The organism is Rathayibacter sp. VKM Ac-2803, from assembly GCF_009807175.1.
In the GTDB taxonomy this organism is placed as follows: Bacteria; Actinomycetota; Actinomycetes; order Actinomycetales; family Microbacteriaceae; genus Rathayibacter.
Map to the genome: position 1 here is coordinate 194,351 of NZ_WUCD01000003.1, position 23,436 is coordinate 217,786.

The window sequence follows — 23,436 nt, forward strand, 5'->3', positions numbered from 1 at the left end:
AGTGAACACCACCACCAGCGCCTTGACAAGCGGTTGCCACAGCAAGGCGGCGAGACGGTCGATCCTGATCGCGGAAGGCGTAATCGTCGAAGAACGGCTGCCGCCGGACGATGCTGAACGGCCCGCTCCGCCCCCTCGTAACGATTCACGTACAAGAGTGGCAATCGGTTGTCAGTACGGCTATTGTCGGCGGAACGCGACGAAGCGTGTCTCGCGTAAGACGAAGGAGTTTTTATGCAGTCTCTGAGAGCATCCGCCGGAAGCAGCCGCGGATGGCGTCTGGCGGCGGCCGCGGCCGTCGTTGTCGCGACACTGAGTGTCAGCGCATGCTCGCCCGGTGGCGGCGGTACCGAGACAGGCGGCGGACAAGCGCCGACCGAACTCACGATCCCCGTGGCGCGGCAGCCCTCCCAGCTGGACCCTGTCAGTGCCTCATCGGGCACGGATGGGTACATCTGGAAGTCGGTCTACGACACTCTCGTCTTCACCGGACCAGACGGCGAGTACGAGCCGAGGGCTGCTACGGAGTGGTCCTTCTCCGAAGACGGTCTGACGATGAACCTGACGCTTCGCGACGACCTCGTCTTCTCGGACGGCACACCCGCGACCGCGAATGACCTGAAGGCGACACTGGAGCGCATCCGGGACACCCCGGGGCCGAGCCAGCGCGAGGTCGAGGGCATAGCGTCGATCGAGGTCACCAGCGACACGGCGCTGACGCTGACGCTGAGCCAGCCCGACCCCAGCCTCCTGCGGAAGTTCACCGGCCCAGCCGGCATCATCGCGAAGGCGGGCGAGCTGGCGGAACCGGGTTACGGGCAGAACCCGATCGGCTCCGGACCGTACATCCTCGATCTCGAAGCTTCGACGCCCGGGGCGGAGTATGTGCTGACCAAGCGGGATGATCACTGGAACGCCGACAACTACCCCTTCTCAACCGTCACGGTCCGCGTCATCGAAGACTCCACCGCGCTCGAGAACGCACTCCGCTCCGGGGAGGTCGACGTCGCACCGAGCGTGCTTCCCGCCTCGCGTGCCTCACTGGAGTCAGTGCCGGGCATCGAGATCTCCGAGGTCGAGAACACCAGCCAGCAGACCTTGATCATCGCCGACCGGGACGGCACCATTCAGCCGGCCCTCGCCGACGTGCGCGTTCGGCAGGCGATCAACATGGCTTTCGACCGGGAGAACATCGTGGCGAATGCGATGAACGGACTGGGCGCTCCATCCGAGCAGGTGTTCTATCCGACCTTCGACGCCTTCGACGAAGCCCTCAACGACACCTATGAATACGACGTTGAGGGGGCCAAAGATCTGTTGGCAGAAGCAGGCTATCCCGACGGCTTTTCGGTGACGATGCCGAGCATCATCTACTCGGGGCAGCTCGAGCCCGTTGTGGGGCAGGCTCTGGCGGACATCGGGATCGACGTGACATGGCAGCCGATCCCGGCCCAAGACACGGTTACCGCCATCACGTCCAAGTCGTTCCCCCTCGTGGTCTGGCCCGACGGCAACGACCCCGACGGCACGGTCGCCTTCGGTCACTTCTCGCCGCAGGGATTCCTGAACCCCTTCGGCAGCGAGGATCCCGAGCTCACCGAGATGCTCACCCGAGCGCGTGCGGCCGTCTCTGCAGAAGAGGCGAGCGCGGTCTACCAGGAGATCAACGAGTGGGGCGTCGAGAACGCCTGGTCTGCCCCCATCGTCAAGAGCCACTCGCTGGTCGCCGCGCGGGAGGGGTACGCAGTCGTGAACACCTCTTATCAGATCGCCCCGACTCTCGACCAGTTCGACGTCTCCGAGTGACCTGACCGGCGGGGCCGACCGCTTCTGGCGGCCCCGCCGACCCGCGCGCCTGCCTTACCTTCCCCGCCGACCGGCACGCTTGCCGTACTACCCCCACCTCTCTTGAAATCGAGGATTCCTTGCTGAGATACGCAGCGCGCCGGATCGCGACAGGCATCATCCTGATCGTCTTGGTCTCAGCGATCACCTACTGGCTATTGAGCTTCTCGTTCGACAGCATCCTGGCCAACCGGCTTCTGACCGCCGCCAACACCGAGACCGTCGCCGCGCTCAAGGCCGAACTCGGCCTCGACCGTCCGATCCCCGTGCAATACGTGGACTGGCTCGGTCGGGTGCTGACCGGAGACCTCGGCCAGTCCTTCTACACGGGGGAGCCAGTCGCTTCCGCGGTCGCCCGTCGCATGGGGGTGACCTTGTCGGTGATCATCCCGGCGTTGATCATCTCCGTCGTCATCGCCGTGGTGCTCGGCGTTGTCGCTGCAGCCCGAGGCGGCTGGATCGACAAGATGCTGCAGGGCGTCATGCTCAGCGGTCTCCTGATCCCGGGCCTGCTTGTCGCCATTTTCCTCGTGTCGGTTCTCGCCGTCACCCTGCAGGTACTTCCGGCCGGCGGCTACACCTCGCCGCAGGATGACCCCCAGGCATGGGTGCGGTCGATAACGATCCCGGTCATCGTGCTGTGCCTCGGGGGAGCCGCCAACATCGCCACCCAGGTACGCGGCACGATGATCGACGAGCTTCGCAAGGACTACGTGCGGACCCTGCGTACGCGGGGCGTCAGCACGAGAGCGCTGGTACTGCGTCACGCACTGCGCAACGCAGCGGGGCCGGCGCTTACCGTCGCGGGTCTGGAGTTCGGGTCGATGTTCTTCGGCGCGCTCGTCATCGAGCAGGTATTCGCCCTCCCCGGCGTCGGTCTCTACAGCTTCAACGCCTCCATCCAGGGCGACTTCCCGGTCATCATGGGGCTCGTCATTTTCTCCGTCGGTCTCACTGTCGCCATCAACCTCATCACCGACCTGGCCAATGGTTGGCTGAACCCGAAAGCGAGAGTCCATTGAGCGCGACACTGCCCGTCATCGCGGAGACCGTCGATCCGCCCGATCGCAGCTCCCGCCGCAGCACATTCGGCAAGCTCATTCGGGATCCGCAGGCTGTCATCACCGGCACGATCATCCTCGTGATGGTGGTATTCGGGCTGCTCGCGTCTGTGCTCCCTATGCATGAGCCGAACGAAGCGCGCCTCGACTCGTACAACCTTCCTTTGTTCTCCGACACCTACCCCCTCGGTACCGACCAGTTCGGTCGTGACATCTTCAGCCGACTGCTGCACTCGATGAACACCGCGACGGTCTCCGCTCTGATCGGCACCTCGATCGCGCTGGTGATCGGCACCGCGGCCGGCCTGGTCGGGGGCTACTTCCAGCGGGTCAGGGGTGTGACGGAGTGGCTCTTCACGTTGATCATGACCTTCCCCGGTCTGCTCCTGCTCATCCTGCTGATGCCGCTCACCGCGGGCGACTACCGCTACACGATGGCCATCTTCGGTGTGCTTCTGTCGCCGGGCATCTACCGCATCGTGCGCAATCAGACGATCGGCGTCGGCCGCGAGCTTTACGTCGACGCGGCTCGAGTCTCCGGCGTGACGAACACGCGCATCCTCGCGCGACACGTCCTGTCGGTCGTCCGTGGGCCGATCATCGTCGCGACGTCGTTCCTCGCCGGATCGGCGATCGGAGTGCAGGCGGGGCTCGCGTTCCTCGGAGTCGGTTCGAAGGAGATCCCGAGCTTCGGGGCGATGATCGGCGACGGATTCCGCAACCTGTATGTCGATCCGCTGCAGTACATCTGGCCGTCGCTGTGGCTCGGTCTGCTCACGGCGTGCCTGGTCCTTTTCGGAAACGCCCTTCGGGACGCGTTCGAGGGTGCCCGTCCCCGCCCGGCGAAACTCACCGTCAACGGCACCGCTCTCGACGAGGTGAAGCAGCGCGCCGCCGACCACAAGGCCGGAGCCATGCTCGACGTGCACGATCTCGGAATCGCCTACCAGTCGCCCTCCGGGGACCGCGTCGAAGTAGTCCGCGGAGTGTCGCTGCAGGTCAACCCCGGCGAGGTCCTCGGGCTGGTTGGCGAGTCCGGATCAGGCAAGACGCAAACCGCTTTCGCCGTCCTGGGCGTCCTGCCGTCGGAGGCGATCGTCACACGCGGCTCGGTCCTCGTCGAAGGGCGTGAACTGCTGGGGGCGAAGCAGAAGGATCTGCATGCGCTGAGGGGCTCGACCATCGCGTACATCCCCCAGGAGCCGATGTCGAACCTCGATCCCGTCTACACCATCGGTGCCCAGATGGTCGAAGGGCTCCGGGCATCCTCGAGCATGTCGCGGAAGGACGCTGTGGCGCGGGTGCTCGCCCTGCTCGAGAGGGTGGGAATCGCGGACCCCCAGCGCACCTTCGACTCCTATCCCCACCAGGTCTCGGGAGGCATGGCCCAGCGCGTGCTGATCGCTGGTGCAGTCGCAAGTCGACCGAAGCTCCTGATCGCCGACGAGCCGACGACGGCGCTCGATGTGACGGTGCAGGCCGAGATCCTCGACCTGCTCCGCGACCTCCAGCAGGAGATCGGCATGGCGATCATCCTCGTCACGCACAACTTCGGAGTCGTCGCCGACATCTGCGACCGCATCGCGGTTATGCGGAACGGCGAGGTCGTCGAGACGGGCGGCACCCGAGAGGTATTCGCCGACCCGAAGCATCCGTACACGCGAATGCTCCTCGACGCGATCCTCGACGAGAGCACGGTCCGCTCGGATGGTCCGCCCGCACGACCCATCACCCTCGAGGAGCAGGGATCATGAGCCACAGCCTCTTGGAAGTGAACGACCTGAAGGTCAGCTATCCCGTCAGCGGATTCCGCAAGCCGCCCGTCGAGGTCGTGCACGGCGTGTCTTTCTCGATCGGCGTCGGCGAGACGCTGGGCATCGTGGGGGAGTCGGGCTCGGGCAAGACCACCATCGGAAGGGCCATCCTGGGCCTTGCGCCGGTCTCGAGTGGAAGCGTACGGTTCGCGGGCCAGGAGATCTCCAAAGCGACGGGTACGCATCGGCGGGAGCTCGCGAAGCACCTGCAGGTCGTGTTCCAGGATCCTTACACCTCGCTCAACCCCTCCCTGACCGTGGGCGACACGCTCAGCGAACCCCTCGTCGTGCAGGGTGCGACTCGCCGAGACGCCCAAGCGCGGGTGCTCGACCTCCTCGACCGCGTGGGGCTGCCGAAGAACGCGGCCGAGCGGTTACCCCGGGAGTTCTCCGGTGGCCAGCGGCAGCGTGTGGCGATCGCCCGGGCGCTTGCGCCCGAGCCCGAGCTGATCGTGTGCGACGAGCCGGTATCCGCCCTCGACCTGTCGACCCAGGCTACGATCCTCGACCTGCTCGTCGATGTGCAGCGCAGCACCGGCGTCGCCTATCTATTCATTTCCCACGATCTGACCGTGGTGCGACACATCAGCCATCGCGTCGGGGTGGTGTACCGGGGCGAGATCATCGAGGAAGGCACCGCGGCCGCCGTCACATCGGAACCGGAGCATCCGTACACTCAGCGGCTGCTGCTCGCCGCCCCGGTCGCCGATCCGGTGCGCCAGGAAGCGCGTCGCGCCAATCGGGTACGGCTGAGGGAAACCCAGCGCGAGCAGGACGTCCAGGCGGGCGTCAGCCAGTAGGCACCGTCTCCGCGCCCGACAACGGGCGGCAGTCACGTCACCGACAGGAAAAGGAGGACCCGATGGAGGGTCTCAGGGACAAGGTCATCGTATTCGCAGGAGCCGGCGGTATCGCCACCGCCGCAGCGGCGATTCTGGGAGCCGGCGGAGCCCGACTCGTAGTGGGAGACGTCTCGCCGGCATCGGCCGAGCGCACCGTGCAGGCCGCCGCCGAGGGAGGCGGCGAGGGCGTGGCGACGACTCTGGACATCGCCGACGAGGAGCAGGTGAAGGCGCTCATCGATCTCGCGATCGAGCGATACGGCAAGATCGATGGCCTCTTCAACGTCGCCGCGAACGTCGACCCGTCGCAGGTCGAGCAGGACACCAATGTGGTCGACATCGACCTCGGAGTCTGGCAGCGAATGATCGATGTCAATCTCACCGGGTACCTCCTGACGGCGCGGTACGCGATCCCACACCTCGTCGAGGCCGGTGGCGGATCGATCGTCAACACGTCCTCCGAGGCGGTCTACGCCGGGATGGAGGAAAAGATCGCCTACTCCGCGACAAAGTCCGGTGTGAATGCGCTCACCCGCCACATCGCGCGGAAGTACGGCAAGCAGGGCGTGCGCGCCAACACCGTCTCTCCGGGGCTCGTGCTGACTCAGCAGACCGAGGCGAACCTGCCGGAAGAGTTCCGGGAGCGGATCCTGGCGATGACGCCGTCGACACGCAACGGCGAGCCGGCCGACATCGGCGCTACGGTCGCCTTCCTGCTGTCCGACTCCGCGGCGTGGATCACGGGTCAGGTGCTCTCGATCAACGGTGGCACCTCGATGCGACCCTGAGAGGACATCCATCCGCAACGAGGCGTCGGCGACGAACCGGCGCCTCGTTGCTATGCCTACGCGTCGAACCGAAGGCCGAGGAGGATCGTCGTCGCCTCGGCGGCGACGAAGGAGATGGCGATCTCGTGGCGACCCGGGGCGATGTCGATGGGCGCACCGTGTTTCCCAGGGCGCACGGTGGCAACCGTCGACCCGTCGACGATGACGTCGAGCTCGCACGTGCCCTCGAAGTCGACGGCGACCGAGGTGACCGGATGCTCGTTCTCGAGATACCGGAACACGATCGTGTCTCCCGCCGAAGCATCCGTGACCGCCTCACTGCCCGCGAACGGGGCGATCCGAGCAGTGCCATCGACCGCGCAGGCCTCGTAGGCGGGAATGAGCTCGCCGGGAGCGTACGGATGGCCGGCGCCCTGCGAGGTCATGAGCACCTCGGCGATCGCGCCGCCGGGGCCGAACTCGATCGGCTCCATGCACGCGCGTCGCCAATTCGCACCGCCCCGTGACGAGCGGTGGTAGAAGACGTACCACTGCCCGTCGACGCACTCGATGGACCCGTGGTTGTTCCACGACATCGGGTCGCAGTCGGCGTTGTCGATGATGACGCCGCGGTAGTCGAACGGCCCGGTCGGGCTCGTCGAGGTGGCGTAGCCGAGACAGGTCGGGGCTCCGCGCGAGGTGTCGGCGAACACGAGGTAGTAGATGCCGGCGCGCTTGCGCATCGAACACCCCTCGTGGAAGTGGTGCTCCGCCTCCGTCGCGATCTGCTCGACGAGCGAATCGGTGTCGAGAGTCACCATATCGCGGTGCAGTCGTGCCACCTTCGCCTGGAACTGCCCCCAGTAGAGGTAGGCCTGGCCGTCGTCGTCGACGAACACGGCGGGGTCGATCTGCGAGATCGGAAGCCGTCGGGCATCTCGGAAGGGGCCTGCGGGGTGGTCGGCGACGGCGACGCCCTCGCTGTCGTCGGAGAGGCAGAAGTAGAGGTAGTACCTGCCGTTCCGCTCAATCGCGTCCGGTGCATAGAGAAGAGGCTCGACCGGCTGCCGCTGCGCCGTCGCCCTCCGCACACCTGCAGCGAACTGCTCGAACGGCACCTCCATCGCCCCGGGTGGAAGCATTGCGCGGGCGTACTCCGGCAGCTCGTCGTACGACGTGACGCCGTCGAGGAACGAGCGTCCGGACGGCTGCTCGCTCCCTGCCCACGGCACGTCGGCCGTGGTGAACGAGGTGGGGTGAACCGTCCAGTCGACGAGGTCCGCGGTCGACGCGACCCGGTACTCGGGGCTGCAGTAGCCCTCCTCGCGGCGGTCGAGGCTGCCGTAGAGGTAGAGCCGGCCGTCGGGCATCACCCGCGCCTCACCGTCGGGAATGTGGATGGCCAGCGGCAGAAGGGGATTCCGGTGGGGTCCGGGAGCATCTGGAAGGCGGCGCACGGCGGCTATCCGGCGACCGCGGCTTGGGCTTCCTTGCGTGCGGACTGCAGCGCGCGGAATACGTCTGCCTCAACGACGGGACCTGAGCCCGGGATGTTGCTCAGCATGTATCGAAGGGACATCTGCCCCTCTTGCGAACTCGCCAGCGGCTGCTTCCAGTAGGCCTTGAGGAACGGGTGGTGCTCGAGGATCGCTTCGAATGCCGCATCCCACGCCGCGGGGAAGACGATGATCTCGCCCACCGGGGTGTCGAGGTCGAACTCGGGCATCTCGAACACCTCGCGTTCGTAGGACCAGGTGTGATCTCCGCTCCCGACCTCCAATACGAGGCCCGTCGGATGCAGCGGCGGCACCACCCGGGCCGTGACGCCCTCCGGGATCGACACGTCGAGCGAGACGAGGTCGCCTTCCAGCCGCCACGAGACGGAGATCGCCCCGTTCACCGTGTGCTGCGACACCGACGCGGACGTGAGGCCGCCGCCCACCAGCGGGGCGATCTCGACGCGGGTGTAGCCGGGTTCGAGCGCGCTGAGCCCGCCGATGCGGCGATGCATCCAATCGGAGACGGCACCCAGTGCGTAGTGGTTGAGCGAGGTCATCGCCGACGGGTGCAGCGTCCCGTCGGGCCGGACGGCGTCCCACCGCTCCCAGATGGTCGTCGCGCCCTGGGTCACCGGATACAGGAAGGAGGGGCTCTCAGTCTGCATGAGCAAACGGAACGCCACCTCGGTCTGACCGGTCTCGACCAAGGCGTCGAGCACGTGCGGCGTGCCCGCGAATCCCGTCGCGATACGGAAGCCGGCGTCGGCGACCTGGGTGGCGAGTCGCTCGCCGGCTCTGGCCTTGCGGGTGTCGTCCAGGATCCCGAACCGGATGGCCAGGGCGTACGCCGTAGGCGACTCCCCGACGATGCGCCCCGACGGCGCGACGTACTCATGCAGGAAGGCCTGCCTGGCCCGCTCGGAGAGCATCCCGTATCGTTCGGCGTCGTCATCGTGTCCGAGTAGGCGGGCGATCGCGGCCAGTTCACCGGAGACCCGCACGAAGTACGCCGACGCGACGAGGTAGCGATCCGCCTTGGCGAGGTCGGGTCGGTCCCCTGGGGCATCCGGATCCAACCAGTCGCCGAACTGGTAGCCCCTCGCCCACAGCCCATTGACGTCGAGCAGCGCCTCGACGCTGTCGACGAACTTCACCCCCGACGTGTAGTTCTGCTCGAGCAGCGCCAGGTCGCCGTACTCCTGGTAGAGAGCCCAGGGCAGGCTGACGACCACGTCGCCCCACAGTGCAGTGGGCGCCTGCTTGCGGCCGGTGATCTGCGGCACGTACCAGGGCACGTACCCCAGCTCCTCCTGCTCGGCGGCAACATCCGCGAGCCACGAGGAAAGCACGCCGCGCACGTCGTACAGGAGCGCGGCGGTGGCCCCGAAGGCGTTGATGTCCCCGGTCCAACCCAGGCGCTCGTCGCGCTGCGGGCAGTCGGTCGGGAGGCCGACGAAATTATCGCGCATGCCCCACACCGAGTTCGCGTGCAGCTTGTTCAGCAGAGGGTCGGACGACTCGAACCACGCCGTGCGCGTCATGTCGCTGTGCACGACCACAGCGTCCACGTCTGCAGGCTCGAGGGCGCCGGGCCATCCGGTGATCTCGGCGTAGCGGAAGCCGTGGAACGTGAAGCGGGGCTCCCACTCCTCGACGCCCTCACCGCTGAGGATGTAGCGGTCAATCGCCTTGGCCGTGCGGAGGTTCACCGTCTCGAGCTCACCGCCGGGGGTGAGCAGTTCGCCGTGGCGGAGCGTCAGCTCCGTGCCCGCGGGGCCGGTCACGCGAAGGCGGACCCAGCCGGAGATGACCTGCCCGAAGTCGATGACGTGCGCTCCGGCGGCAGGAGTCGTAACCTCGAGGGCCGGCAGCACCTCGATGCGCCGGATCGGTTCCGCTGTGCGGTCCTCGAGAGTGGAGAGGTCCCACGGATACACCTCAGCGGGAACCCAGTCCGACGCGTCGTAGCCCGGCTCGCTCCATCCGGTCGGATGCAGCCGCGCGTCGTACACCTCGCCGTCGTAGAGGTCGTCCTCGACGACCGCGCCCGTCGACACGACGAACTGGTCGGATGACGCGATCGAGGTCACCCTTCCGTCGGTGTCAGTGAGAGTCAACTCGAGCCAGACCGACGGGCGGTCGGCGTAGAACTTCGACGCGCCGTCCCAGCCCAGACGTCCGACGGCCCAGCCGCGCCCGACGATCGCGCCCAGCACGTTCTCGCCGGACTGCAGCAGGTCGGTCACGTCGTGCTCGGACACGATGATTCGGTGGCGGTACGACGTCCACCCGGGGGAGAGCACCTCGTCGCCGACACGGTGTCCGTTAATCCACGGCTCGGCGAGGCCGAGCGCGGTCACGCGGAGCGTCGCGCTCGCCGGTGCCTCGACGAGCTCGAAGACGTTACGGACGTGAGGGGCGGCCTCGCCGAGCGACTCGGGAGCTCCGATGAACAGAGCCTGGCTCTCAGCGCCTCGTTCGATTGACATCCGTCGGTTCTCCATCCACTTCGTTGGGGGTGACCTTGCGCCCAGGAGGACCCGGTGAGGTCACGGAGCAACCCGGAGGGTGCTTCGACCAGTGAACCACTAGTCGAGCGAATTTGACAACCGATTGCCAAGTTCGATTCGAAGGTAAGGGATCGATGCGGTCTTAGTCCGGCGACGACGTGGAGTCGCGGGAGATGAAGACCGTCGGGGGCCGGTGCGACGCGTCACCACCATCGTGGTCGGCGGTGAGGAGCCGTACGGCGGTCTCGCCCAGTTCGCCGAGCGGGCTCCGGATGGTGGAGAGGGCGGGAGTGGGCAGATCCGCCCCGAAGATGTCGTCGAAGCCGATGATGCTGATCCGTCCGGGGACGGAGATCCCCCGATCCTGGCAGGCACGGAGCAGGCCGATGGCCATCAGGTCGTTGTAGGCGAGCATCGCGGTGGCCCCGGACGCGAGTATCCGGGGTAGGAGCTCCGCCCCGCCCTCCATGGTCGGAGCCCCTGGACCGATGTCGACGACCGACATGCCTTCGGCCACCGCCAGGTCGAAGAGCGTCTGCCACCGAAGCGAGTTCATCCAGGAGGTGGTCGGGCCCGAGACGTAGCAGAAGGAGCGGTGACCGAGGGACTTGAGGTGGAGGACGGCGGCCTCGAGCCCGGGACGAGCGTCGGGTACGAGGGACGGGACGCCGGCGACCGTGCGGTTGACCACGACGATCGGCTTGATGTCGGCGAGCTCGCGGATCTGATTGTCCTGCAGCCGCGAGGCGACGAGCACGATCCCGTCGACCGAGGGCTGCAGGCGATGCGCGGTCTGCAGCTCGAGCTCGGGGGACTCCTGGGATTCGGCGAGCACGAGGATGTGGCTCTGAGAGCTCGTGACACGCTCCGCCGCGCGGATGAGGTCGAAGTAGACGGGATTCGTGATGTCGGAGAGGAGGAGGGCGAGCGTGCCGGTGCGGCCCGTGGGGAGGGCCCGCGCCATGGGGTTCGTGCGGTAGTCGAGGTCTGCGGCGACGGCACGGATGCGCTTCTCGGTATTGATGTTGATGCGGCCGGGCTTCGTCAGGGCCCGGGACACCGTCGAGGGGCTGACGCCCGCGGCCACCGCGATGTCGTAGATCGTCGTGGGCGGCTTCCGGTTGCCAGTGCTGCGAGGCACAGACGACTCCTCTGTTGTCATGCCGATCCTCCGCTCGCGCCGCGTCGATGCTCATCATCGCATAACCACCGTCGGCGGTCGGTATGGCAATCGGTTGACAGGCGACCGACAAGATGGCTCAATAAGCAACATGCATTCGCAACGGCGCGACCCTGACCGCCTCCTTCCGGCTGACCCTGCGGCGCGCTCGATCGCGAGAGGTCTGCACGAGCGGGTTCGCGACGCCCCGATCCTCTCTCCCCATGGGCATGTGCCGGCGACGCTCCTCGTCGACGACCCGCCGTTCGTCGACGCTGCCGACCTGTTCCTCACGCACGATCACTACATCACCCGGCTGCTGCACGCCATGGGAGCGGATCTCGCCGATGTGCGCGCCGGCAGCGATCCCCGGGAGGCGTGGCGCCTACTCGCGTCGCAATGGCACCGGTTCGCCGGCACGGCGTCGGGGTACTGGGTCGAGGAGGCGCTTGACGAGGTCTTCGGCATCGACGTGCCCTTCGGCCCCGAAACTGCGGACGAGCTGTTCGACTCCATCGGGGCGAACCTCGCCCGGCCCGAGTTCCGGCCCCGCGCACTGTTCGAGCGGTTCCGGATCGAGTTGATGGCGACCACCGACGACCCGCTCGACGACCTCGCGCCGCACGCGGCCCTCGCGGCATCCGGTCTCGGCGGACGCGTCGTCCCGACCTTCCGGCCAGACAAGTACATCGACCCCGACGCTGCCGGGTTCGCGACGGCGGTTCCGGCCCTGCTCGCGGCGACCGGGTATCCGGCGACCTTCGAGGGGTATCTGCAGGCATTAGAGGCGCGACGCGAGCACTTCGCGCGGCACGGAGCGGTCTCGACGGATCACGGGGTCGAAGAGCCGTTCACCGCAGATCTTGACGCCGCCGACGCCGAACGGCTCTTCCAGTCGGTGCGCCGAGGGTCCGCCGACGCCGCTGACCGTCGCGTCTTCCGTGGGCACATGCTGCTGCAGATGGCCAGGATGAGCGTCGACGACGGTCTCGTCATGACCCTCCACGCTGGAGTGCTGCGCAACCACAGCTCGTCGACGTTCGAGCGATTTGGCGCCGACACGGGGCACGACATCCCGGTGCCGACGTCGTTCACCCGGGGGCTCCGCCCGCTGCTCGAGCGGTTCGGGCTGGCGAAGGACTTCCACCTGGTGCTGTTCACAGTCGACGAGACGACGTTCTCGCGCGAGCTCGCGCCTCTCGCCGGGTTCTACCCCGGCGTGTACGTGGGGGCACCGTGGTGGTTCCTCGACTCGCCCGACGCCATGGGCCGGTATCGCGCGGCCGTCACCGAGACCGCCGGCTTCTATCGCACGTCGGGCTTCATTGACGACACCCGCGCGTTCCTCTCCATCCCTGCGCGGCACGACACCGCGAGGCGTGCGGATGCCGCGTTCCTCGCGGACCTCGTCGTCGCCGGCCGACTCTCCATCGGCCACGCCGAGCGCATCGCCGACGACCTCGTCAGCGCCATCCCCCGAGAGGTGTTCAAGCTGTGACCGACTTCATAGTGCCGGAGCTGCTCTCGAGGGCGGCTTCGCCATCAATTACCCCGACGCCACCGGTGCGCATCGTGCACCTCGGTCTTGGCGCATTCCACCGCGCCCACCAGGCCTGGTACACCTCTCGGGCGGTGGATGCCCACGAGTGGGGGATCGCCGCCTTCACCGGGCGGAGCGCCGAGCTCGCCGAGCGGCTCGGTGCACAGGATGGCGTCTACACGCTGATCGAGCGGGGGCCCGCAGGGGACCGGTTCGAGCTCGTGTCGAGCATCGTCGAGGTGCACGCCGGTGACGACGTCGATCGCTTCGCCGAGCTGCTCGCCGACCCACGGGTCGTGGTGCTGACCCTCACGATCACCGAGGCGGGCTACCGCCTCCGCGGCGACTCGACCCTCGACCTCGACGACGCGGGCACCGTTCACGATATGGCGGCGCTGACGGAGCACCTCGCGTCGGACGGGGCATCCGCACCGCTATTGACGACAGCGCTGGGGAAGATCGTGCTAGCGCTCGACGGGCGTCGCCGGCTGGGCGCTCCGACGCTGGCGATCGTGCCATGCGACAACATTCCGGGCAACGGACAGGTGCTGGCCGCGGCTCTCAGCACGCTGACGCACCGGGTCTCACCGGCTCTCGCCGAGTGGATGACGACGGGCGTGAGCGTCGTCTCGACCTCGGTCGACCGCATCACCCCCCGCGAGACGCCGACGGATGCCGCGACCGTACTCGACGGCACCGGACGGGTCGACCGTGCCCCCGTCGTGACGGAGGCCTTCTCCGACTGGGTGCTCAGTGGGGACTTCCCGTCCGGGCGGCCCGGGTGGGAGACCGCCGGGGCCCGCTTCGTCGACGACATCGAGCCGTGGGAGGCGCGCAAGCTGTGGCTCCTCAACGGCGCGCACACGCTGCTCGCCGCTCTCGGCCCGCTACGCGGGCACCACACGGTGGCCGAGGCCGTCGCCGACCCGGTCTGCAGATCCGCCGTGGAGACGCTGTGGGACGAGGCATCCCGCCACTTGCCCGATCTCGAGCTCGACTCCTACCGCGACGCTCTGCTCGCCCGCTTCGAGAACCCCCGCATCGAGCACCGGCTCGCCCAGATCGCCCTGGATGCGGAGACCAAGCTGCGCCACCGCATCGTGCCGGTCGCCCTTCGGGAACGCGCCGCCCGACGCTCGGGATCGGGGTGCGCGCTGGCGGTCGCCGCCTGGATCGCGGCGACGAGTCGCGACGCCGAATCCGCCGGGTCCGCTCCGGTGGGCTCAGACGTCACGCGGTCGGCGATCGCCCGCCTGGACCTTGGCCTCGCCGGAGACGAGAGCTTCGTCGACGAGGTGGGACGCGCGGCTAGGCGTCTGATGCTGCAGGAGGAACGGGGATGACCGGGGCGGGGGCCACGATGCCGGTGTCGACGGTGTCGCCCACATCCGCAACCAGGAGATCGAGCAGCGCGTCGATCGAACCGCTGATATCAACGCCCTCCTTGTCGAAGAGCCACTGATGGCGCACCCCGTCGGTGAACGCCAGCAGGATCACCGCCAGCGCCTCGGGGGTAAGATCCGCCGTCAGCCGATCCTCGTCGCGGAGGCGCCGGAACATCCTCGCGTAGAAGCTCCGGATGCCGGCGTATCGCTCGGCGAGGGCTTTATGCGCGGGATGCTCGGCGACCGACGCCTCGCCCGAGAGCACCGCGTCGAGCTCGAGAAGACCGAGCGGAGTCGTGAAGGGGGAGTTCGTGCAGGTCGCACTGGTGAGGTAGAGCCGGGCATCCGCATCGGTGCTGCCGGGGTCCGCGCCGAGATCCTCGGCGATCTGGTGATCCCGACGCTCGATCACGGCCAGCAGGAGATCCTCCTTGGTGGGGAAGTGGTGCAGGAGACCAGTGTGGCTCACGCCCGCACGGCGGGCGACCCCGGCCATGGTCGCCGCGTGGAACCCCGTCTCGGCGAAGACCTCCATGCAGCACTCCACGATGCGCCGCCGGACCTGCTCGGATTTCGCGTAGGAGCCGCGTTCCCCGCCCTGGGGCATGGTGGCGTCCTTTCCGCAACGAAATTAGTAACTGGCTAGTAGTTTCATGCTAGCTTATGGCAACCGGTTACCAAGGATGGATCGACGATGACCACTTTCCCTGACGGCTTCCTCTGGGGGGCGTCCTCCGCGCCGCACCAGATCGAGGGCAACAACGTAGGCAGCGACTTCTGGGCGAACGAGGGCCGGGTGCCCGGCATGGAGTTCAGCGGCGATGCCTGCGACAGCTACCACCGCTACCCCGAGGACATGAGGCTGCTGGCGGATGCCGGCTACACGTCGTACCGGTTCGGCGTCGAGTGGGCGCGCATCGAGCCCCGCCCGGGGATGATCTCGAATGCCGAGCTCGCACACTACCGCCGCATGATTGACACGGCGCTGCAGCTCGGACTCACCCCGGTCGTGACGCTGCACCACTTCACCAATCCCCGGTGGCTCGCCGACGAGGGCGGCTGGCTGTCGGACTCCACGGTCGATCGCTTCACGGCTTATGCGGAGGCGGTGACCGGCATCCTCGACGGCGTCGAGTGGGTCGCGACGATGAACGAGCCGAACATGCTCGCGATGATGACCGGGATGTCGCGCAGGGTCGCCGATCCCAAGGCGACGAAGAAGTGGATGAGCCCGACGGTGGAGGGCGAGGCCGGTGCGGCGGGTGCGCGCCCCCAGCTGCCCCCGCCCGACCTCGAGGTTGGGCAGCGCCTCATCGACGCGCATCACGCGGTGCGCGACCTCGTGCGCAGCCGCACCGGCGCGAAGGTCGGATGGACTGTCGCGAACCGGGCGTACGAGGCGCTGCCGGGCGGCCAGGAGAAGGCGGACGAGTTGAGCCGCATCTGGGAGGACGTGTACCTGGAGGCGGCGAGAGGCGACGACTTCATCGGCGTGCAGTCCTACTCGACCTTGACCGTCGGGCCCGACGGCCTGGTGCCGCATGAGCCGAAGTCTGACGACACCCTCGTCGGCACGCCCTATCGCCCAGACGCCCTCGGCATCGCCGCCCGCCATGCCTGGGAGGTCACCGGCGGAGTGCCGATCCTGGTCACCGAGAACGGAATCGCCACCTCCGACGACACGCAGCGCATCGCCTACACCGAGGGAGCGCTTGAGGCACTGGCCGGGGCGATCGCCGACGGCATCGACGTGCGCGGTTACCTGCACTGGACTCTCCTCGACAACTTCGAGTGGGGCCACTGGGCGCCGACCTTCGGCTTGATCGCCGTCGACCGCACCACCTTCGTGCGCACGCCCAAGCCGAGCCTCACCTGGCTCGGGTCCGTCGCGAAAGACAACGGCGCGGCCGTAGGAGCATCGCGCCCGTGAAGGCTCAGCGGTGGGCGGTCGTCGGCACTGGGAGGATCTCGCAGAGCGTCGTGCCGGATCTCGCATCCGTCGACGGCGTCGAGATCGTGCTCTTGCACGGCCGTGATGCCGAGAGGACGGAGCGGTTCGCCGATGAACACGGCATCCCCTCCTGGACGACCGACTACGACGCGGTGCTGGCGGATGCCTCCGTCGACGCGCTCTACCTCTCGACGCCGTTCGCGACACACGCGGGGATGACCCGGCGGGCGCTCATCGCCGGCAAGCACGTGCTGGTGGAGAAGCCGATGGCTCTGAACGCCCGCGAGGCAGACGAGCTGTTCGCCCTGGCCTCGGAGAACGGCGTCTTCCTGATGGAGGGGATGTGGATGAAGTTCAATCCCGCCTTCCGCCGACTCCACGAGGAGATCGCCGCGGGGCTCATCGGAATCCCCCGCAGCGTCCGCGCCGGATTCTCGGTTCCCTTCCCGAAGGACGGCGGCAGCCGATGGGACGTGGCTCGAAGCGGCAGCACGCTGCTCGACCAGGGGATCTACCCCGTGACTCTCGCGCACACCGTGCTCGGTGAGCCGACCACGATCCACGCCACAGGGTCCGTGCGAACCGACGGGCTCGACACCGAAGCGCATTTCACCCTTGAGTTCGACGGGGGAGCCTTCGCCCACGGTGCGTGCGGCATGCTCGGCTTCGCCGACCTGTCGGCCTCCATCAGCGGCACCGCGGGATGGATGACCCTTCCCGCTCCGTTCTGGTCGACAACCGCCCTCGAGCTGCACGCCGGCACCGCGGAGGCGATCTTCGTGACACCGACGCTGCTGGCGCTCGACAAGGAGGGGAACGGCTACGTGCCGATGCTGCGCGCCGTCGCGCAGGCAATCGACGACGGCCTGATCGAGCATCCCGTTCACTCCGCGTCCGACACGGTCGCCGTGTTCCGCACCCTCGATTCCCTCAAAAAACTGCTCGTCGCCGCGGGCCAGGACCAGGAGACATCATGACCATCCTCGAAGCCGAGACCCCTCCCGGGACCGCGACGACCACCCGTCCGGCACCGAAAGAGCGGGAGCCCATCCACGCGATCCGGCGTGCACCGAGCATTTCCCTCGACGGCAGCTGGCAGTTCCAGCTGCTGCCGAACCCGGCCGCGCCGCGTTCGGAGGCGTGGGAGCAGGCGGAGGTGCCCTCGCTCTGGACGATGACGTCGGAGGTGGACCGACCGTTCTACACGAACGTGCCGATGCCCTTCGACGAGGTGCCGCCGATGGTCCCGGAGAAGAACCCGACCGGCGTCTACCGGCGCACGGTCGAACTGGGCGTCGAGCCCGGGACGCGCGCGATCCTGCACGTCGGAGCCGCCGAGGGCCAGCTCACCGTCGTCGTCAACGGCGTCGCGTTCGCGCCGAGCACCGACTCGCATCTCGAGGCGGAGTTCGACGTCACGGATGCCATGCGCGACGGAGTCAACGAGGTCGAGCTGATCGTCGCCAAGTGGTCGGTGGAGAGCTACCTCGAAGATCAAGACCAGTGGTGGCACGCGGGGATCTCGCGCTCGGTCTGGATCTCGCTGGTGCCGAGCATCCGCATCGCCGACGTCGTGGCGCATGCCGAGTGGGACCACATCGAGGCGTCGGGAACGCTGTCTCTCGACGTCACGACCCACGGCCTCGGGCAGCGCACCGACGGCGGGTACCGGGTCAGGGTCGAGTTCCAGGGCGACTCGCACGAGAGGGACGTCGCGCCACGGGTCGCCGCCCCCACCCTCCCGAAGCCGGCGAAGGGGCGGGAGACCCGCCCCGCGCCAATGATGCCCGACGACTTCATGGACCTGCTGAGCATCCAGGCAGCGAGCGCGCCCATCCCGACCGAGTTCCGGGCCATGCCGAACATGAACGCGATGACCATGCCGAGCTTCGGCATCGCCGGCACGTCGAAGATTGCTATCGGCACGGTCGACGTCACGCCCTGGTCGGCGGAGCGCCCGACGCTCTACGGCGTCACGGTCACGCTGCTCGACCCGGACGGAGTCGAAGTCGACTCCGTCGCAGTGCAAGTCGGCTTCCGTACGGTGCGGATCGTCGGCAAGGACCTCCTCGTCAACGGTAAGCGCGTGCTCATCCAGGGCGTCGACCGGCACGACATCGACGACCGCACTGGGCGGGTGATCAGCCATGAGCGCATGCTGAACGAGCTCTCGCTGCTGAAGCAGTTCAACGTCAACGCCATCCGCACGGCGCACTATCCGAATGCTCCCGAGTTCCTCGACCTCTGCGATGAAATCGGCTTCTACGTCGTCGACGAGGCGGACGTCGAGGCGCACGGATTCGCGTCGATCATCCCCGACGACCCGCGATACCTCCCGCCGATCGTCGAGCGCGTGTCGCGCATGGTCGTGCGCGACCGCAACCACCCGTCGGTGATCGTCTGGTCGCTCGGCAACGAGTCCGGTCACGGCGCGGCCCTCACCGCGGCCGCAGCGTGGGTACGCGAGGCCGACCCGTCCCGCCCCGTCCACTACGAGGGCGGGATCTCCCTTGACTGGCACGGCGGGCGGGATGTGACCGACATCGTCGGCGCGATGTATCCGTCGTTCGCCGCTCTCGAGGGCTACGCGAACGACGAGCGAACCGACCGGCCGCTGATCCTCTCGGAGTACGCGTACTCACAGGGCAATGCCACCGGCGGGCTCGCCGAGTACTGGCGCATGTTCGAGACGATGCCGGCCCTGCAGGGCGGCTTCATCTGGGAATTCACCGACCACGCGCTCGACCCCGACGGCAGCGGCAGGCCGAAGTACGGCGGCGACTTCGGCGACGAGGGCCACAACGGGGCGACCATGCTGAACGGCATCGCCTTCTCGGATGCCACACCGAAGCCGGCGATGTACGAGATGCGGGGCATCTTCAGCCCGGTGAAAATCACCTCGGATGCCGCCTCCGCACTCGAGGGCGTCATACGCGTGCGCAGCCGGAGGCACTTCGCCGATCTGAGCGACCTCCGCTTCGACCTGGTGATCGAGACCCGCGCGGGGCGGACCGCTCCGGTCGAGGTCGAGGTCGCCCTCGCGGCAGGCAGCGAGGACACCGTCGCAATCCCGCCGTCGGTCGTGCAGCTTCTCGCGGGCGACGACGCGCTGGCGTTGTCGCTCATCGTGAGCACGGCGTCGGAGTCGATCTGGGCGACAGCGGGCACCGAGCTCTCCGTCGAGCAGGTGGTGCTGCCGCGCCGGCCGCTGCTTCTGCCGAGCGGCACCGCGGAGGTCGCAGTAACCGCGGACGGCACCGTCGAGCACGCTCTCCTTAAGAGCGGCCCGCGGCTGTGCCTCTGGCGGGCGTTGATCGACAACGACAGCTCCTTCGCGCTCGACAAGCGCTTCGTGAGGTCGGGCTTCTTCTCGCTGATCGAGCGCTCGGTCGACGTCGAGCGAGTCGGCGACGCGGTGGAAGTGATCATCCGCTACGGCACCGCCTGGGACGAGGAGGTCGTGCACGCCCGTCGCATCAGCGCCATCGACGGCGGATTCCGATTCGAGGAGCAGGTGACACTCCCCCCGGGAACCACCGACGGATTGCGCGTGGGCGTCGAGTTCGAGCTAGAAGGCGCCTACACCGATGCGAGCTGGGTCGGCCTGGGCCCGTGGGAGAACTACCCCGACCGCAGCGACTCCGCCCTGCACGGTCGATGGACGAGCTCGATCGACGACCTCGCGACCCCGTACTTGATTCCGCAGGAGAACGGCACGCGCGGCGGCATCGACGAACTCCAGATCTCGGGTGCGTCGGGCCTCGCGCGAGCGCGCTCGGAGCAGCCGCTACACGCGAGCGTGTCGCGGTTCACGGTCGAGGAGCTCGAAGAGACCACGCACTGGTGGAAGCTGCCCGAGAGCGAGCGCACCATCGTGCACCTCGACATCGCGCACCGCGGCGTCGGCACGGCCCTGCTGGGCCCCGACACCCGTCCCCGATACCGACTCCGAGGCGACCACTACACGTGGGCCTGGGATCTGACCTTCACCCCGAACGATTGAGGACCGACACATGTTGAAGCCGCAGGCAACCGCCACACGCGACCTGATCAACCTCGACGGAACGTGGCGATTCGCCATCGACTTCCCCGACCTGAACGCCCCCTGGAGCTCGGTGCTGCCGGGCGCGCTCGAGGCCGCCGTGCCTGCGAGCTTCAACGACCAGTTCATCGACTCCGCGATCCGGGGGCACGTGGGCCTGGTCTGGTACCAGCGCACGGTGCGGGTGCCCCGCGGCTGGCGCGGCGAGCGCATCGTGCTGAGGGTAGATGCCGCGACCCATGCCGGGTTCGTCTACGTCGACGACGCCCTGGTCGCCGAGCACGTCGGGGGATACACCCCCTTCGAGGCCGACCTGACCGACGTCGTCGAGGCAGGGCAGGCCGTCCGTCTGACGATCGGCGTCGACAACCGGCTCACCAACGTGACGATCCCGCCGGGCACGGTGACGACAGGTCCCGACGGCAAGGAAAAGCAGGCGTATCTCCACGACTTCTACAACTACGCCGGTCTCGCCCGCTCCGTCTGGCTCTACTCGACGCCGACCCTCCACCTCGACGACATCACGGTGACCACCACCGTCGACGGCTCGACCGGCCTCGTGCACTACACGGTCGACTCGACCGGTGGCGACGGCACGGGTGCCGCCGTGCGGGTGCGTCTCGCAGATGCCGCGGGCGTGACGGTCGCCGAGTCCTCGGGTGCATCCGGCACTCTTCAAGTGACCGACGTGCAGCTGTGGCAACCCGGAGCCGCCTACCTCTACGACCTCACCGCCGAGATCGTCGACGGCGACGAGGTCGTCGACGGCTTCACTCTCGCCGTCGGGGTCCGCACCGTTGAGGTGCGCGGCGAGCAGTTCCTTATCAACGGGGAGCCGTTCTACTTCACCGGCTTCGGCAAGCACGAGGACACCGCTATCCGGGGCAAGGGTCACGACGACGCCTACCTCGTGCACGACTTCCAGCTCCTTGACTGGATCGGAGCCAACTCGTTCCGCACCTCGCACTACCCCTACGCCGAGGAGGTACTCGACTTCGCCGACCGCCACGGCATCGTGGTGATCGACGAGACCGCCGCGGTCGGGCTCAACCTCGGCGTCACGGGCGGGCTGTCCGGCGCTCCGGTCACGCCGACCTTCGCCCCCGACGGCTGCAACGACCAGACGCAGGCCGCTCACGCGCAGCACATCCGAGAGTTGATCGCGCGCGACAAGAACCACCCCAGCGTCGTCATGTGGTGCGTCGCCAACGAGCCGGCGTCGAACGAGGACGGCGCGAGAGAGTACTTCGAGCCGCTGATCGCCCTCACCCGGGAGCTCGATCCGACGAGGCCGGTCACCATCGCCGAGGTCATGTTCGCCACCTTCGAGAACGACAAGGTCGCGGATCTCCTCGACGTCATCTGCCTCAACCGCTACTACGGCTGGTACGTCGCGATCGGCGATCTCGAGACCGCGGAGAAGTACCTCGAGCACGACCTCCGCGGATGGGCCGACAAGTACGGCAAGCCGATCATGATGGCCGAGTACGGCGTCGACACGCTCTCAGGGCTGCACTCGCTGTGGAACGTGCCGTGGACCGAGGAGTACCAGCGCGACTACCTCGCGATGCATCACCGCGTCTTCGACCGCACCCCCTCGTTCGTCGGCGAGCAGATCTGGAACTTTGCCGACTTCCAGACGACCGTCGGCATCCATCGCATCGACGGCAACAAGAAGGGTGTCTTCACCCGCGACCGCAAGCCCAAGTCGGCCGCGCACGGACTGCGCGACCGGTGGAGGGGCCTCCAAAACCGCAAGCCCGGAACGGAGCACTCGGCATGATCATCGACAAGGCGGAAGTCATTGTCACGAGTCCGGATCGCAACTTCGTGACTCTCAAGATCACGACCGACGACGGGCTCACAGGGCTCGGGGATGCGACCCTCAACGGGCGCGAGCTCGCCGTCGTCGCATACCTGACGGAGCACGTCGTGCCGCTCCTGATCGGCGCCGACGCCTCGAGAATCGAGGACACCTGGCAGTTCCTCTACCGCAGCGCCTACTGGCGTCGGGGCCCCGTCACCATGGCGGCGATCGCCGCGGTCGACATGGCGCTCTGGGACATCAAGGGCAAGGCGGCCGGGATGCCCGTCTACCAACTCCTGGGCGGGGCAAGTCGTACCGGCCTCATGGCCTACGGGCATGCGTCGGGGAAGACGAACAACGAGCTCTTCGACTCCGTGCGCGAGCACCTCGAGGCGGGGTACCGCTCGATCCGCATCCAGACAGGTGTGCCGGGCCTCAAGTCCATCTACGGCATCGCCTCGCAGGCGGAGGGGATGGCGGATGCCGAGCTCCGCTACGACCACGAGCCGGCACGTCGGGGCACGAAGCCGACAGAGGAGGACTGGGACACTCGCGCCTACCTCACCCACCTGCCCGGAGTGTTCGAGGCCGTGCGCAACGAGTTCGGCCCGGACATCCCCCTGCTGCACGACGGGCACCACCGGATGACGCCGATCCAGGCGGCGAAGCTCGGCAAGAGTCTCGAGCCGTACGACCTCTTCTGGCTCGAGGACTGCACCCCGGCTGAGAACCAGGAGGCGCTCCGCCTCGTGCGACATCACACCACGACGCCGCTCGCGATTGGCGAGATCTTCAACACCGTGTGGGACTTCAAGGACCTGATCCGCGATCAGCTCATCGACTACGTGCGAGGTGCGGTGACGCACATGGGCGGCATCTCGCCACTCAAGAAGACCCTCGACTACGCCGCGATGTATCAGATCAAGTCCGGAATGCACGGACCGACCGACATCTCGCCAGTCGGGATGGCTGCCGCTATGCACCTGGGGCTCGCGATCCACAACTTCGGGATCCAGGAGTACATGCCGCACGGCGCGAAGACCGACCAGGTCTTCGAGCAGTCGTTCACCTGGTCGAACGGCCTGCTGCATCCGGGCGAGAAGTCCGGTCTCGGCGTGGAGCTCAACGTCGACGAGGCCGGGAAGTACCCGTACGCGCAGGCGTACCTCCCGTACAACCGCCTCGCTGACGGAACCGTCCACGACTGGTGAGAG

At 67.6% G+C, this 23,436-nt stretch carries 16 protein-coding genes; 12 read left to right on the forward strand and 4 right to left on the reverse strand.

Going from position 1 to position 23,436, the window contains the following annotated elements:
- Positions 1-234 precede the first annotated feature (234 nt).
- The 5 genes from GRS96_RS19975 (at position 235) to GRS96_RS19995 (ending at position 6,350) form a co-directional block, all read left to right on the forward strand.
- Complete coding sequence (locus tag GRS96_RS19975) at positions 235-1,806, forward strand: ABC transporter substrate-binding protein (protein WP_107576173.1); 1,572 nt, start codon at positions 235-237, stop codon at positions 1,804-1,806.
- Between the two features lie 119 nt (positions 1,807-1,925).
- The gene (locus GRS96_RS19980) at positions 1,926-2,867 is read left to right on the forward strand and encodes an ABC transporter permease (RefSeq protein ID WP_107576174.1); all 942 of its coding nucleotides are present in this window, start codon (positions 1,926-1,928) and stop codon (positions 2,865-2,867) included.
- Positions 2,864-4,660 carry a dipeptide/oligopeptide/nickel ABC transporter permease/ATP-binding protein gene (locus GRS96_RS19985; protein WP_211315686.1) on the forward strand — a complete coding sequence of 599 codons (1,797 nt, stop codon included), beginning with the start codon at positions 2,864-2,866 and terminating at the stop codon, positions 4,658-4,660. Before GRS96_RS19980 ends, GRS96_RS19985 begins: the two co-directional genes overlap by 4 nt.
- Positions 4,657-5,520, forward strand: coding sequence for an ATP-binding cassette domain-containing protein (locus GRS96_RS19990; RefSeq protein ID WP_107575957.1), 864 nt, complete (start codon positions 4,657-4,659; stop codon positions 5,518-5,520). Before GRS96_RS19985 ends, GRS96_RS19990 begins: the two co-directional genes overlap by 4 nt.
- Positions 5,521-5,582: 62 nt before the next feature.
- Positions 5,583-6,350: an SDR family NAD(P)-dependent oxidoreductase gene (locus GRS96_RS19995; RefSeq protein ID WP_107575958.1), complete on the forward strand. Its 768-nt coding sequence runs from the start codon at positions 5,583-5,585 to the stop codon at positions 6,348-6,350.
- Between the two features lie 56 nt (positions 6,351-6,406).
- On the opposite strand, the gene GRS96_RS20000 is transcribed toward GRS96_RS19995, so the two are convergent.
- The 3 genes from GRS96_RS20000 to GRS96_RS20010 form a co-directional block, all read right to left on the reverse strand.
- Positions 6,407-7,699 (reverse strand): family 43 glycosylhydrolase, encoded by a 1,293-nt coding sequence (locus GRS96_RS20000; RefSeq protein ID WP_107575959.1) that lies wholly within the window; start codon positions 7,697-7,699, stop codon positions 6,407-6,409.
- Between the two features lie 92 nt (positions 7,700-7,791).
- Positions 7,792-10,317, reverse strand: coding sequence for an alpha-L-rhamnosidase (locus GRS96_RS20005; protein ID WP_107575960.1), 2,526 nt, complete (start codon positions 10,315-10,317; stop codon positions 7,792-7,794).
- A 163-nt stretch (positions 10,318-10,480) separates the two neighbouring features.
- Positions 10,481-11,479 (reverse strand): LacI family DNA-binding transcriptional regulator, encoded by a 999-nt coding sequence (locus GRS96_RS20010; RefSeq protein ID WP_159989491.1) that lies wholly within the window; start codon positions 11,477-11,479, stop codon positions 10,481-10,483.
- Positions 11,480-11,609: 130 nt separating this feature from the next.
- Here GRS96_RS20010 and uxaC point away from each other — a divergent pair, with 130 nt between their 5' ends.
- Complete coding sequence (gene uxaC, locus GRS96_RS20015) at positions 11,610-12,995, forward strand: glucuronate isomerase (RefSeq protein ID WP_107575962.1); 1,386 nt, start codon at positions 11,610-11,612, stop codon at positions 12,993-12,995.
- 65 nt (positions 12,996-13,060) lie between these two features.
- Positions 13,061-14,380, forward strand: coding sequence for a mannitol dehydrogenase family protein (locus GRS96_RS20020; RefSeq protein WP_236553714.1), 1,320 nt, complete (start codon positions 13,061-13,063; stop codon positions 14,378-14,380).
- On the opposite strand, the gene GRS96_RS20025 is transcribed toward GRS96_RS20020, so the two are convergent.
- On the reverse strand, positions 14,346-15,029 hold the full coding sequence (locus tag GRS96_RS20025) for a TetR/AcrR family transcriptional regulator (RefSeq protein ID WP_107575963.1): 684 nt from the start codon (positions 15,027-15,029) through the stop codon (positions 14,346-14,348). The genes GRS96_RS20020 and GRS96_RS20025 overlap by 35 nt on opposite strands.
- 87 nt (positions 15,030-15,116) lie before the next feature.
- Here GRS96_RS20025 and GRS96_RS20030 point away from each other — a divergent pair, with 87 nt between their 5' ends.
- The 5 genes from GRS96_RS20030 to manD are packed head-to-tail and all read left to right on the forward strand — an operon-like array spanning position 15,117 to position 23,433.
- Positions 15,117-16,352, forward strand: coding sequence for a glycoside hydrolase family 1 protein (locus GRS96_RS20030; RefSeq protein WP_107575964.1), 1,236 nt, complete (start codon positions 15,117-15,119; stop codon positions 16,350-16,352).
- On the forward strand, positions 16,349-17,350 hold the full coding sequence (locus GRS96_RS20035) for a Gfo/Idh/MocA family protein (RefSeq protein ID WP_159989492.1): 1,002 nt from the start codon (positions 16,349-16,351) through the stop codon (positions 17,348-17,350). The genes GRS96_RS20030 and GRS96_RS20035 overlap by 4 nt, the downstream gene beginning before the upstream one ends.
- Positions 17,347-20,376: a glycoside hydrolase family 2 TIM barrel-domain containing protein gene (locus GRS96_RS20040; protein WP_107575965.1), complete on the forward strand. Its 3,030-nt coding sequence runs from the start codon at positions 17,347-17,349 to the stop codon at positions 20,374-20,376. The genes GRS96_RS20035 and GRS96_RS20040 overlap by 4 nt, the downstream gene beginning before the upstream one ends.
- Positions 20,377-20,386: 10 nt before the next feature.
- Entirely contained in the window at positions 20,387-22,198 is a 1,812-nt protein-coding gene (gene uidA / locus GRS96_RS20045) for a beta-glucuronidase (protein WP_107575966.1), read from the forward strand.
- Complete coding sequence (gene manD, locus GRS96_RS20050; protein WP_107575967.1) at positions 22,195-23,433, forward strand: D-mannonate dehydratase ManD; 1,239 nt, start codon at positions 22,195-22,197, stop codon at positions 23,431-23,433. The genes uidA and manD overlap by 4 nt, the downstream gene beginning before the upstream one ends.
- The last annotated feature ends 3 nt before the right edge of the window (positions 23,434-23,436 follow it).

What these genes read in the sequence shown, in the direction of transcription:
- GRS96_RS19995 (WP_107575958.1), top strand. Translation starts at nt 5,583, where the DNA reads ATGGAGGGTCTCAGGGACAAGGTCATCGTATTCGCAGGAGCCGGCGGT.
- GRS96_RS20005 (WP_107575960.1), bottom strand. Translation starts at nt 10,317, where the DNA reads ATGTCAATCGAACGAGGCGCTGAGAGCCAGGCTCTGTTCATCGGAGCT.
- GRS96_RS20025 (WP_107575963.1), bottom strand. Translation starts at nt 15,029, where the DNA reads ATGCCCCAGGGCGGGGAACGCGGCTCCTACGCGAAATCCGAGCAGGTC.
- GRS96_RS19975 (WP_107576173.1), top strand. Translation starts at nt 235, where the DNA reads ATGCAGTCTCTGAGAGCATCCGCCGGAAGCAGCCGCGGATGGCGTCTG.
- GRS96_RS19990 (WP_107575957.1), top strand. Translation starts at nt 4,657, where the DNA reads ATGAGCCACAGCCTCTTGGAAGTGAACGACCTGAAGGTCAGCTATCCC.
- GRS96_RS20040 (WP_107575965.1), top strand. Translation starts at nt 17,347, where the DNA reads ATGACCATCCTCGAAGCCGAGACCCCTCCCGGGACCGCGACGACCACC.
- uidA (WP_107575966.1), top strand. Translation starts at nt 20,387, where the DNA reads ATGTTGAAGCCGCAGGCAACCGCCACACGCGACCTGATCAACCTCGAC.
- GRS96_RS20000 (WP_107575959.1), bottom strand. Translation starts at nt 7,699, where the DNA reads ATGCCCGACGGCCGGCTCTACCTCTACGGCAGCCTCGACCGCCGCGAG.
- GRS96_RS20030 (WP_107575964.1), top strand. Translation starts at nt 15,117, where the DNA reads ATGACCACTTTCCCTGACGGCTTCCTCTGGGGGGCGTCCTCCGCGCCG.
- uxaC (WP_107575962.1), top strand. Translation starts at nt 11,610, where the DNA reads ATGCATTCGCAACGGCGCGACCCTGACCGCCTCCTTCCGGCTGACCCT.
- manD (WP_107575967.1), top strand. Translation starts at nt 22,195, where the DNA reads ATGATCATCGACAAGGCGGAAGTCATTGTCACGAGTCCGGATCGCAAC.